9 protein-coding genes are annotated in these 12973 nt (G+C 44.9%); 4 read left to right on the top strand and 5 right to left on the bottom strand.

The genetic code is table 11. From position 1 onward, the window contains the following. The coding region (locus AAFP11_RS22470) for an FG-GAP-like repeat-containing protein (protein WP_341739052.1) at positions 1-3099 on the bottom strand (3099 nt) is incomplete at its 3' end. A 407-nt stretch (positions 3100-3506) separates the two neighbouring features. Between AAFP11_RS22470 and AAFP11_RS22465 the strand changes: the two genes are divergently transcribed. From AAFP11_RS22465 to AAFP11_RS22450, 4 genes are all read left to right on the top strand, one after another. After that, positions 3507-3749 carry an AbrB/MazE/SpoVT family DNA-binding domain-containing protein gene (locus tag AAFP11_RS22465; protein WP_333276660.1) on the top strand — a complete coding sequence of 81 codons (243 nt, stop codon included), beginning with the start codon at positions 3507-3509 and terminating at the stop codon, positions 3747-3749. Continuing rightward, complete coding sequence (gene mazF / locus AAFP11_RS22460) at positions 3746-4090, top strand: endoribonuclease MazF (RefSeq protein WP_341739051.1); 345 nt, start codon at positions 3746-3748, stop codon at positions 4088-4090. Before AAFP11_RS22465 ends, mazF begins: the two co-directional genes overlap by 4 nt. 362 nt (positions 4091-4452) lie before the next feature. Continuing rightward, complete coding sequence (locus AAFP11_RS22455; RefSeq protein WP_341739050.1) at positions 4453-5436, top strand: Rpn family recombination-promoting nuclease/putative transposase; 984 nt, start codon at positions 4453-4455, stop codon at positions 5434-5436. A gap of 44 nt (positions 5437-5480) precedes the next feature. After that, the gene (locus AAFP11_RS22450; RefSeq protein WP_341739049.1) at positions 5481-9758 is read left to right on the top strand and encodes a TIGR03032 family protein; all 4278 of its coding nucleotides are present in this window, start codon (positions 5481-5483) and stop codon (positions 9756-9758) included. Positions 9759-9853: 95 nt separating this feature from the next. Here AAFP11_RS22450 and aroF read toward each other — a convergent pair whose 3' ends face one another. From aroF to ruvA, 4 genes are all read right to left on the bottom strand, one after another. Continuing rightward, positions 9854-10912, bottom strand: a complete 1059-nt coding sequence (gene aroF, locus AAFP11_RS22445) for a 3-deoxy-7-phosphoheptulonate synthase (RefSeq protein ID WP_341739048.1) — start codon at positions 10910-10912, stop codon at positions 9854-9856. Between the two features lie 248 nt (positions 10913-11160). Beyond that, the gene (locus AAFP11_RS22440) at positions 11161-11637 is read right to left on the bottom strand and encodes a PAM68 family protein (RefSeq protein ID WP_341739047.1); all 477 of its coding nucleotides are present in this window, start codon (positions 11635-11637) and stop codon (positions 11161-11163) included. A 246-nt stretch (positions 11638-11883) separates the two neighbouring features. Next, entirely contained in the window at positions 11884-12153 is a 270-nt protein-coding gene (gene rpsO, locus AAFP11_RS22435) for a 30S ribosomal protein S15 (protein ID WP_340523640.1), read from the bottom strand. A 181-nt stretch (positions 12154-12334) separates the two neighbouring features. Then, entirely contained in the window at positions 12335-12958 is a 624-nt protein-coding gene (gene ruvA, locus AAFP11_RS22430; RefSeq protein ID WP_341739046.1) for a Holliday junction branch migration protein RuvA, read from the bottom strand. Positions 12959-12973 lie beyond the last annotated feature (15 nt).

Genomic DNA, 12973 nt, shown 5'->3' with positions numbered 1-12973 from the left:
TACAACTGGGGCGGTATTCGGTTTATCGGAAACTGTTAACAGGAAGGTATTGCTAGTAGCAGCTTTTCCATCGGATGCACTGACTTTTACTTGTAAGTTTCCGATATTCGCTGTTGCAGGTGTTCCATTAAAGATGCGAGTTGTGGCATTAAATGTTAACCAGGTGGGTAAAGCGGTTCCGTCTTCTTTTGTCGCGGTGTAAGTTAATGTGTCATTGTCAGCATCGGTAAATGTAGTCGTTGGTACTGTGTAATTGAATGCTGTGTTGAGTGTAGCTGATTGATTGTTGATGGCGCTGGCTACAACTGGGGCGGTATTCGGTTTATCGGAAACTGTTAACAGGAAGGTATTGCTAGTAGCAGCTTTTCCATCGGATGCACTGACTTTTACTTGTAAGTTTCCGATATTCGCTGTTGCAGGTGTTCCACTAAAGATGCGAGTTGTGGCATTAAATGTTAACCAACTCGGTAAAGCGGTTCCGTCTTCTTTTGTCGCGGTGTAAGTTAATGTGTCATTGTCAGCATCGGTAAATGTAGTCGTTGGTACTGTATAAGTAAATGCTGTGTTGAGTGTAGCTGATTGATTGTTGATGGCGCTGGCTACGACTGGGGCGGTATTTTTAGTGAAGGTAACTTGGTTATCTGTACTGGTACTGGCTGCTGTGTTAGGATTCCCGGCTACATCTGTCACCGCATTGGCATTAATACTAGCAATCACAGTACCCGCTTTGGTCATACCACTGACTGCCACATTGTAAAATTTACCACTTCCTGTAACCTCGGCGGTAGTGGCTTCGGCGGTGCCACTCAGAGCCACTTTAGTAGCATCAAACCCAGTCACAGGTTCACTAAATTGAACGGTGTAGTTAATCAGGTTATTAGTCGTCGGATCTTGTTGACTACTTGCTTGGTTAATTGTGGCAGTGGGTGCGGTGAAATCAGCAGTGCGAGTTAATTGAGTAGCAGCGGTATTATTATTACCCGCTGTATCAGTTGCTTTCGCTGCTGGAATATCAACTGTGACGTTTCCATCAACAATTGGTGTGACATTAAATGTGTAAGTTTTGTTATTAACTTTGAGGAAGTTGCTGATATTCGCATTACCAACGGTGATGTCGCTAGTATCAAACCCTGTGACATCTTCGCTGAATGCGGCTGTGACAGCAAATAAACCGTTAACTGTTGTTGTTGAAGAGGATGCTAAAGTGACAGTGGGTACAACGCCATCAACAACTATGGCTTTACTACCACCAAGAGAGTTAGGTGAGGCTAAGGTGGGAAGGGTTAAGATGGCATCCACAGCCAAATTATCTTTAATTGTGCCGCCATTGAGAGTAAGGGCATTTGTGGCGAGATATTCTAAGTCAGCAGCAGAATCCCCGGCTTGGACTACATAGTTGAAAGTGAGGACTGTGCCGCCACTACCACTAACATAAGTAGCAAATCGGTCAGTTGTGCCCGTTTCTAGTTGCAGTCGGGGCGTGCCAGTGACATCCACAGCAGCATCGAAGGTGACGGTGATGGCGATGGTAGAACCCACACCGTAACTGCCGTCAGCGGTGGTGGCAGTGACAGCAGTCACTTTGGCGGTGGTGTTGAGCAGGATGGAGGCGGTGTTGCTGCCGTTGTTCGCCACAGCTAAGTCTGGTTTGCCGTCGCCGTTGATGTCGCCGATGCTGACGGAGACGGGGTTAGTGCCAGTTGTGAAATCAACTTTGGTGGCGAAGGTGGGGGTGGTGGCTCCGGTAGTGGTGGTGTTGAGCAGGATGGAGGCGCTGGCGCTGCTGTTGTTTGCCACAGCTAAGTCTGGTTTACCGTCACCGTTGATGTCGCCGATGCTGACGGAGCGGGGGCCAGAGCCAGTTGTGAAATCAACTTTGGTGGCGAAGGTGGGGGTGGTGGCTCCGGTAGTGGTGGTGTTGAGCAGGATGGAGGCGGTGCTGTTGTTCGAGTTCACCACAGCTAAGTCCGGTTTACCGTCGCCGTTGATGTCGCCGATGCTGACGGATTGGGGGCTAAAGCCAGTGGTGAAGTCTACTTTGGTGGCGAAGGTGGGGGTGGTGGCTCCGGTGGTGGTGGTGTTGAGGAAGATGGAGACTATGTTTCCAAGCCTCTGCACTAAAGCTAAGTCTGGTTTGTTGTCGCCGTTGAAGTCACCGATGCTGACGGAGGTGGCCTGTGAGGCAACTGTGAAGTCTACTTTGGTGGCGAAGGTGGGGGTGGTGGCTCCGGTGGTGGTGGTGGTGTTGAGCAGGATGGAGACGTTGCTGCTGTTTTGGTTCGACACGGCTAAGTCGGGTTTGTTGTCGCCGTTGAAGTCGCCGATACTGACGGAGGTGGAGCCAGTGCCAGTTGGGAAATCAAATTTGGTGGCGAAGGTGGGGGTGGTGGCGACAGTGGTGGTGTTGAGCAGGATGGAAGCGGTGTTGCTGAAGTTCGCCGTCGCTAAGTCGGGTTTGCCGTCGCCGTTGAAGTCGCCGATGGTGACGGAGGTGGGGTTAGAGCCAGTTCCAAAGTCAACTTTGGTGGCGAAGGTGGGGGTGGTGGCGACAGTGGTGGTGTTGAGCAGGATGGAGGCGGTACCGGTGCTGTTAAAGTTCGCCACAGCTAAGTCGGGTTTGTTGTCGCCGTTGAAGTCGCCGATGCTGACGGAGAAGGGGCTAGAGCCAGTTGTGAAGTCAACTTTGGGGGCGAGGCCTAGTACGCCACTGTAGGTTTTAAGGCTGTTGGCGTTGAAGGGGATTGCTGCTGCTATGGGGCCTGTTTGGACTTCTAGGTTCCAGTCTCCCCCTAATTCAGCGCTTCCGGTGGGGGTGGCTGAGGCGGCGATGTTAGCACCTGTGATTTCACTGAGTCGTTTGAGGAAGTTTTGGCCGGTTTCTCCTGCGGCTACTTCGCATCCATATAATAGGATGTCGGCGTTTTGGGTGAGGGCATTTCCCCACTGTTTTAGCTGAGGGCTGAATTTTTCTAAGTTACTGTTATTGAGGGTTTCTGTGCTCAGGTTGACACTGGCTGGGCTGCCGTGGGAAAGTATGTGTAGCGCTTCAATATCTTTTTGATTGGCTAAGGTATGAGTAATTTGTCCGATCGCGCTCAAATTTTCATTTTAAATGAAAATTTGAGCGCGATCAGTGTTTTGAATTAGGCTTTGATAATCTCGTACTGAGGGGTCTACGAAAATAATTTGCTTGTTCATGATAGATTAGCTGCAATATTTAATTTAGTGCGATCGTAATCTAGCATACTCATCTGGAATTTTCAACATTTATGAAGTTTCCGACCTTGCCGTGTTGTCTTGTATCTTTAAAGAGGTATATTTTCATTTATGGTTGGGTGGGGCGAGCTTATCAGATTTTGGGTTTTCGGCGATTATGCTTGGTGAAACCCGCCCCACCCAACTTGTCAACCTTTTTCTGAGTTGCTATACTGTAGACACTCTGTATATACATCCTTAAAAAAAGGGTGAAATTCTGAGAGTGATATCACTAACTAGAGGATGATACTATGGTTGGGACGATCGCCAAATGGGGAAATAGTCTTGCTGTTAGGATTCCACAGCATTTAGCTAAAGAGATTAACTTAGCTGAAGGTTCCCAAGTGCAGTTTGTATTGATAGATGGTAGGCTGACGATCGAGCCGATAACTCGTCGGCGGTACTCGCTTGAGGAGTTGGTTGAGGCGATTACCCCAGAGAATCTTCATACCGAGATTGATAGTGGAGTTGCTGTGGGGAATGAAGTTTGGTGACACAATCAAATCTTTACATTCCGAGTCGAGGTGATATCGTTTATTTGGACTTTGACCCGACTAAGGGACACGAGCAAAAAGGACTTAGACCTGCTTTTGTGCTGTCCCCTCGTGCTTACAATGAGAAAAGCTCTTTAGCTTTATTTATGCCGATTACCAAGCAACAAAAAGGGTATCCTTTTGAAGTTCCCCTACCGACTGGATTGAAAGTTCAGGGAGTAATTCTTGCGGATCAAATCAAGTGTTTAGACTGGAAAGTTCGCGGTGTTCGATTCGTTGAGTCTGTATCTGAAGATGTAATTGAGGAGGTGCAAATTAAAATTGAGCCATTGTTATTGTGAGTACATTTTGATTTATGGTTGGGTGGGGGCGGGTTTATGAGATTGTGGGTTTTAGGCAATTATGATTGGTGAACCCGCCCCTACATTAAAGAGGTACATTTTGATTTATGGTTGGGTGGGGGCGGGTTTATGAGATTGTGGGTTTTAGGCAATTATGGTTGGTGAACCCGCCCCTACATTTTGGATATATAATATAAAGATTTTCTGGATTTTATGAATAACGACACAATTTTGAATACAGTACAAGAACATGAGATTTTTGGCGATCGCGATTTGCCTTCTTGGTTAACCCAACAACAAATATTTAATTGAGTACGATCGCATTACTATAGTACACTTATCTGGAGTTTTTTACTAACACCATGAAATTTATTAACCCCAAAACAGACTACGCCTTTAAAAAAATCTTTGGTTCGGATCAAAGTCAAGATATTTTAATTAGTTTCCTGAATGCAATTGTCTATCAAGGTGAGACAGTCATAGTTTCTTTAGAAATTATCGACCCTTACGCCCCTGGGAGAATTTCGGGTTTAAAAACGACTTATTTTGATGTGAAAGCTCTCTTGAATAATGGGGAAAATGTGTTGATTGAAATGCAGGCACTTAATGTACCTGCTTTTGGGAAGAGGATTCTTTACAACACAGCGAAAATGTATGTTAATCAACTGAAATTAGGAGAAGTTTATCCAGAATTGAGAGCTGCGATCGGTATAGCGGTGACAGATTTTATCATGTTTCAGGAACATAGTAAAGTGATTTCACAATTTACACTTAAGGAAGATGAGTTACTACTGAATTATCAGCATAGTCCGTTAAAATTAGTGTTTGTGGAGTTGCCAAAATTTAATAAAACTCTAGAAGAATTGACTAATATTACGGATAAGTGGCTTTATTTTTTACGAAAAGCACCGGATTTAGAGGTGATACCAGCATCTATGTCAATTGTACCGGAAATTGAGAAGGCTTTTACGATCGCCGATCGCGTAAATCTCAGTTTAGAGGAAATAGATGATTTGGAAAAGCGGGAACAGTTTGAACGGGAAAGAATAGGTGCTCTTGAGTTGAGTAAGGCTGAGGGGCTGGCTGAGGGGCGGGTTGAAGGGTTGGCTGAGGGTATACAAATTGGTGAACAAAGAGGCGAACAAAGAGGTGAACAAAGAGGTCAAATAAATCTAATTAAACGGCTATTACAACGACAATTAGGCGAACTAAATCAAGATATAGAAGCTCGTTTATCACAGCTATCATCAGAGCAGTTATCGGCTTTGGCTGAGGCTATTTTCGACTTTTCTAGTTTAGCTGATTTATCCAGTTGGCTAGAAACTAATTGCTCTAATTTAACATGAATAAGGTACAAGGATGATGGAGATGTAATTTTGATTGGTTTACTATGAAAATTGGCTTTTTTGATGCGATCGCGTGGGATTATGATACAGAAACTCCTTACCGCCAACCTCTAGGCGGATCTCAGTCAGCTTTGTGCTATTTAGCAGTAGCACTATCAGCTATGGGACATGAAGTATATTTGTGCAATCATACTTCTAAACCCGGAGTGTATCGGGGAGTTAATTGCTGTTCTTTGACTAATCTTTCTCAGGAACTGTTAACAACTCTTGATGCTGCTATTATCCTGAATCACCCAGAAACGGGAACGCAGTTAAAGCCGCTATTGGGAGAGAAAACTAAGTTAATTCTCTGGATGCAACACGCTTGCGATCAGCCGGCAGCAAAGCCTTTACAATGTTTAGAATTGATGTACGATAGCATGATTTTTGTCAGCGAGTGGCAAAAACAGTTATATTTACAACAATTCAATCTGAAAAATCTGCAAATAGGAGTGATAAAAAATGCGATCGCGCCTGCTTTTGAAAGATTGTTTGATGAAGGCGAAAATATTTTAACCAAAAAATTACAACCTCCCGTTTTAACTTATACCAGCACTCCCTTTCGCGGTTTAGATTTACTCTTAGATATCTTCCCGAAAATTAGGCGAAGATTTCCAGGTGTGAGATTAAAAGTATTTTCTAGTTTAAAAGTCTATCAAGTAGCTGAAAATCGAGACGAATGGGAACCCCTCTATCAGCGCTGTGCAGAAACAGCAGGAGTTGAGTATATCGGTTCGCTAACTCAGCCAGAACTGGCTAGGGAATTGCGATCGATTAATATATTAGCCTACCCAAATACCTTTGCGGAAACTTCTTGTATCTCCGTGATGGAAGCTCTAGCTAGCGGTTGTTTTGTCGTGACTAGCAACTGGGGAGCTTTGCCCGAAACAACGGCAGGTTTTGCCCGTTTAATATCGCTGTCGCAGTCCAATTCTTCAAATTTGAGCAATCCCTTTGATTCTATTTCCGAAAGAGAAGCTTATGCCCAAGAATTTATCGCGATCGTTCTGGATGTGCTAGAATTGCTAACAGGTGCTAACAGTCAAGAAGCCGAACATTTTTTACGGCGACAGGTAGATTATTTTAATAAAAATTGCACTTGGAAAGTTCGTGCATTAGAATGGGAAGAATGGTTGAAAAGGATTAATAAAATGTCTCAGGAAATTTCTGTGGAAAGCCTCTATGATAGAGCGTGGGCTATGCAAAAACAAGGCGACTGGGAAGCAGCTAGTAGGGAATATCTACAGGTTATTGCGCTGCAACCTAATTATGCACCTGCTTATTTTCAATTGGGAAATGCTAAGTTAGTTAAGCAAGAATGGAGAGAGGCGATCGCACTTTACCGCCAAGCTTTAAATTGCGAACAGCGCTACTCTCAATGTTGGTATAATTTAGGCGTAGCGCTGGAAAATATAGGGGAAGATGAAGAGGCGATCGCGGCTTACCAACAAGCTGTTACCTACAATCCCAATTACGCGATCGCCTACAATAGTCTAGGAGGCTTGCTCACAAAACAAGAAAACCTAGAAGCAGCAAAAATTTGCTATCAAAAAGCTTTAGCAATTCAACCAGACTTGATTCCATCCTTGGGAAACTTAGCCAACATTCAATACCGCTGCGATCGATATAGTGAAGCTGCTGCCAATTATCAAAAAGTCTTGCAGCTAGACTCGAATAATATCAGTGCAATGGCAGCTTTGGTGAAAATTCACCAGGGGATTTGCGAGTGGGATAATTTAGCAGCCGCCAGCGAAAAAATGTGGCAAATCGGCATAGGTTTAATAGAACAAAATACTTTAAAAGATTTCTCGGTTTTTGACTTTATCATGTACTCGCCATTTGGGGCTGACAAACATCTCGCGATTAATCGGTACTTCTCTAAATTTGTCAGTAGTAAACCTCAAAATTACTTTCCCCCTCACATTCCCCCCGCTATACCTCCCCTAACTCTGCGAATAGGTTACATATCTGGAGATTTCTACAGCCACGCTTTAACGCATTTAATCGGTGAATTATTCGCCTTGCACGATCGCGCTCAATTTGAAATATTCGTCTACTCTCTCGGCCCCAATGACGGCAGTTTTGAGCGTAAAAAAGTAGAAGCAGACTGCGATAAATTTACCGACTTGCGAGGAATGACTACCTCCGCAGCAGCCGAAAAAATATACAATGATGGCATTCACATTCTCATCGACATGGGAGGATATACCCAATATTCTAACCCAGAAATCTTAGCAATGCGCCCTGCTGCTATTCAAATTAACTACCTAACTTATGCAAGCACAATGGGAGCCGAATTTATTGATTATATTATCATAGATAATATAGTAACACCTCCCCGCCTCGCCGAGTTCTTTAGTGAAAAATTTATTTGTCTACCCAATAGCTATCAGATTAATAATTATCTGAGAGTTTGTCCCGCAGAAGACGCGCAAATTAAACAGAAAAATCCCAAAGCTAAATGTGGCTTACCAGAAGATGTATTTGTCTTCGCCTGCTTCAATCACAGTCGCAAAATTGAGCCAGTCATGTTTAGCGTGTGGATGGGAATTTTAGAGAAAGTCCCTAATAGTGTACTATGGTTATTAGAGAGCAATGCCGAAGCAACTCGGAACCTGAAATATGAGGCTAAATTGCGGGGAATTAAGGGCGATCGCCTAATTTTTGCGCCGAGATTACTACAGGAGGAACACCTATCGCGCCACATTTGGATCGACTTATTCCTAGATACTTTATATTACAATGCTCACACGACAGGTAGTGATGCTTTGTGGATGGGAATCCCCTTTATTACCTGCCCCGGAGAAACTTTTGCGGCGCGGGTGGGAGCGAGTTTATTAAATGCGGTTAATTTACCACAGTTAATAGTTAATAGTTTAGAAGAGTATGAAAAGTTGGCGGTACATTTAGCTACTCATCCTCAAGAGTTGCGAAAATTGAAAGATTACCTGCATCAAAACCGCCGCCAATTGCCGTTGTTTGATACTCCTGAAACGGTGCGATATTTGGAGTTGGGATATCTTAAGGTTTGGGAACGATATCAATCGGGTGAGTCGCCGGAAGCGATACAGATAGACAAGGCAGAAGGAATCGGAAAAGAAGCAGAGGGAAGGTTGAAAAATGATTTAAAACCTGATTTCAAAAGCAATTTAGTCAGGAATTTAGGAGACGAGAAAGTGGAAAAAGCAAGGGATTTAAGGAATAAAAATATGGGGGAAAATCAGAATGGGAAAGGGATTGCTGGTGCGGATTCGCCACAGGATTTGATTGGCGATCGCGATTTTCCATATTGGTTGACTTCTCAACAAATCAGTATCGCTTGCACTACCTATCAAACTAGCAGATTAATGTTAATTGGGAGTAATCCCGAAACTAATACTATTTCTGGATATTGGCGAATATTCGATCGCGCAATGGGACTTTTTTGCACCCCAGAACGCCTCTACCTAAGCTCAAAATATCAACTCTGGCAATTAGAAAATGTGCTGGCGGAGGGTGGACAACATCAAGGTTACGATCGCCTATATATACCCCGCATCGCCTACACTACAGGAGATATCGACATTCACGATATCGCTGTTGATAAGAATAACGAAATTATTTTTATTAGTACGTTGTTCAATTGTATCGCTACTTTGAGCGATCGGCACAGTTGCAAACCTCTGTGGAAACCGCCGTTTATCTCACAATACATCAATGAAGACCGCTGTCACCTGAACGGTTTGGCGATGGTGGATGGGGAGGCGAAATATGTCACGGCGTCGAGTCAGTCGGATGTGGTGGATGGTTGGCGCGATCGCCGAAAAAACGGCGGTATCGTGATTGATGTCGCATCTAATGATATTATCGTTACGGGATTGTCAATGCCGCATTCTCCTCGCTGGTATCAGGATAAATTGTGGTTGTTGAATTCGGGGAGAGGGGAATTTGGTTATGTGGATTTAGAGACAGGGAAATTTCAGGCTGTGGCATTTTGTCCGGGATATGTCCGAGGGCTGGCATTTTGGCAAAATTGGGCGATTGTTGGATTGTCGAAACCGAGGGGTGGTGACAATACTTTTAGTGGTTTAGAGTTGGATGAGTTGTTAGTAGCTAAAGATGCTGAGGCTCGGTGTGGGATGATGGTGATTGATTTGACTACTGGTGCGATCGTTCATTGGTTGCGGTTTGAAGGGATTGTCACGGAACTGTATGATGTGCAGGTGATTCCGGGAGTGCAAAAGCCGATGGCTTTGGGTTTTCAGACGGATGAAATTGCTCAGTTAATTACTTTGGAACTTTAACCGCTGATGGATGGGATGAATCCAACATAGCTAAAGCCCGAACTTCTTGAGGAAGTCCGGGCTCTAATAGCGATCGCCCTTATTAACTCAATAACCTACACTAAAGCAGGTACTTGTGGCCAACGTTTCATGACTTTACCAATTACCGCCAATTCTTCCATCAACTTGTCGAACTGATCCGGTGTCAAAGATTGTGGCCCGTCAGACAAGGCTTTTTTGGGATTCGGGTGCACTTCAATCATCAGGGAATCAGTACCAGAGGCGATCGAAGCAAAGGCCATGGAAGGTACAAACTGCGCCCAACCGGTGCCGTGACTGGGGTCAACCATAATTGGTAAGTGAGTCAGAGTTCGCAACACAGGAACCGCAGACAAATCTAGCGTATTTCGCGTATATTGCCGGTCATAGCCGCGAATGCCGCGCTCGCACAAAATCACGTTGGGATTGCCCGCTGCCATGATATACTCAGCAGCCATCAACCATTCTTCAATGGTTGCGGAAATCCCACGCTTCAACAAAACTGGTTTGTCTTGTGCTCCGACTTTTTTCAATAGGGAGAAATTCTGCATATTTCTGGCCCCGACTTGAACTACATCGGCTACTTCCACGATCGCACTTAAGTCCGCCGCATCCATAACTTCGGTAATAATTCCCAAACCGCTAGCTTCCCGCGCGGCGGCTAACAGCCCCAAAGCACTCTCGCCGTGTCCTTGGAAAGCGTAGGGAGAAGTTCTCGGTTTGTAAGCTCCACCACGCAGAAAATGAGCACCAGCAGCTTTAACGCGCATTGCCGTTTCGACAATCATTTCTTCGTTTTCGACGGAACAAGGGCCTGCTACAACCGCGATCGGGTGATTCAAGCCGATCGTCACAGTTCCTAGGGGAGTAGCCACTTCAACGGCGCTTGGTTCTCCTTGGCGATACTCCAAGCAAGCCCGCTTGTAGGGTTTTTCCACTCGCAATACTTCCTCAATCGAGGTGCTCATTTCCCGAAGCTGCATCGGTTCGAGCTCAGCGGTGTCACCTACTAAACCGATGACAACTTTGTAGCGTCCCACTATTTTTTCTGGGGACAAACCCCAGTTAGTGCGGAGTTCTTCGTCTAGGCGATCGATCTCGGCTTCTGGAGTACCGGCTTTCATTACAATAATCATATTTCTTTGGCCTTCTCTCTTGGGCTAAACACGGATTATGACACGGATTGACTGTTGGCTGTTAACTGGTTGACTGTTAACTGTTAACTGTTAACTGTTAACTGTTAACTACTGACTACTGACTACTGACTAATGACTACTGACTACTGACTACTGACTACTGACTACTGACTACTGACTACTGACTACTGACTACTGACTACTGACTACTGACTACTGACTACTGACTACTGACTAATGACTAATAACTAATTTTTTGATTTAGCCGATCGCCATCCTTCTCGCATCCGTCCAAAATTAGTCTTAAATTCTTCCCAACCCATAACACTTCCTGAAATTTCTTCATCCCAGGAAGCCGACAGGACTCCGTAACTCAATCCTAGTACACCCAAACCAAAACAACCCATACTGACTAACAATACCGCTGTGTTTGGTAGATCGAACAAGCCTTTGCTGACTATCCAATAGCTGACAAAAAATGTCGAAATTCCCAACAGTGTCGGTACGCCACAAAATACCGCTATGCGGGATATCATGCGCTTGCTGACCACTTCTGGGATAGATGGGTCTTGTTTTTTCGTTTGGCTGGCTTTGGGCTGCTTATCGGCAGGATTTAGTTCTAATGCTGCGTTTGTTTGTTGCGCTTGGGCGGGTTTTTTAGGGGTTTTTTTACGATTTTTTGCCGGTTCAAAGGGCAGGCGCTGGCGGGGTGGTTCGGAGGACATATTTTATAGCAGAAGGAATCAGGAACAAGAGAAATCTAACTATGTATAGTAATAGTTTCAGCGATTCAGAACGTCCTAACCGTCTTGGTGGTTTCTATATTTTCCACAGGGCATTTCAGACATTTATTCGGACATTTATTCAATAGGCATCTCCCAAAACTCTTGTGGGGTAGGCATGGGGCCTGCCCTTGACTGACTTTTATCGAGATGACTAATGAATATTGTCGCAAATTTGGGCTTTGGTGTTTAGCCGCGGATGCCTAGACGGGCAATCAATGCTTTGTAGCGATCGACATTTTCCTTTTGCAGGTAAGCCAGCAGGCGCTTGCGACGGCCGATCATCATCATCAAACCGCGGCGAGAAGCGAAGTCTTTTTGGTTGATTTTGAGGTGGGCGCTGAGTTTGCTGATGCGATCGGTCAGCATTGCGACTTGAACATCTGGCGATCCGGTATCGGTTTCATGGGTTTGGTAGTCGCCCATGATTTCTTGCTTGCGTTGTTGTGTAAGAGCCATGAATTGATTTTAGGTTTTTTTGTACTATCTCACAATCCCTGATTATATCACAGGGGAACCACAAACGATCAAATTTGCGATCGCACTTGCGAGATTAGTCATCGAGGCAGAAACCGGGTTTTTTACGAAAATACTGCACGCCCAGTCTTAAATACGGATGAAAAACCCGGTTTCTTGAGATTTATCGGCTCAAATAAGTAATGGCCTCTTTGATCCAATCATCGGCATTACTTTTTTTTGCTAAATTACTATCCTGACTCAGGGTTTGCAGCGCTTGCAAGACTTCAGCCCCGGTGTAACCCATCGCCAGCAACACCATTTCGACTTCTTCTTGAATAGCCGCAGGTACTCCGGCGGCGACTGAGGTGGTCAAACCTTCCTGTTGTCGCCATTGTGAAAGTTTACTTTTAAGTTCCAGGGCTAAACGTTCTGCGGTTTTGGTGCCGACGCCTGGGGTTTTGGCGAGGATGCGGGTATTGCCGCCGACGATGGCTTGGACTAAATCTGGCAATCCTAGGGTATCTAAAAGTGCGATCGCCAGTTGAGCACCCACCCCACTCACACTGGTTAACAGTCGAAATAAATCTCGTTCGGTGGCACTACCAAAACCGTATAACACGATTTGGTCTTCTTTAACTTGTTGATGAGTAAAGATTTGGGCGATTTCCCCAGAGGGAGGTAATTCACCACTCACGCGGGGCAAAATTTGGATTTCATAGCCAATTTGATTGACTTCGAGAGTCAGGATGAAGCGGTTACTGCCTTTGCTGATGTCGGCGACAGTGCCTTTGAGATAGCTAATCATAAATCTGTATAAAAC

This window comes from Microcoleus sp. CAWBG640 (genome assembly GCF_020883015.1).
Taxonomy (GTDB): Bacteria; Cyanobacteriota; Cyanobacteriia; order Cyanobacteriales; family Microcoleaceae; genus Microcoleus; species Microcoleus anatoxicus.
This window is presented reverse-complemented; position numbering and strand designations above follow the sequence as displayed.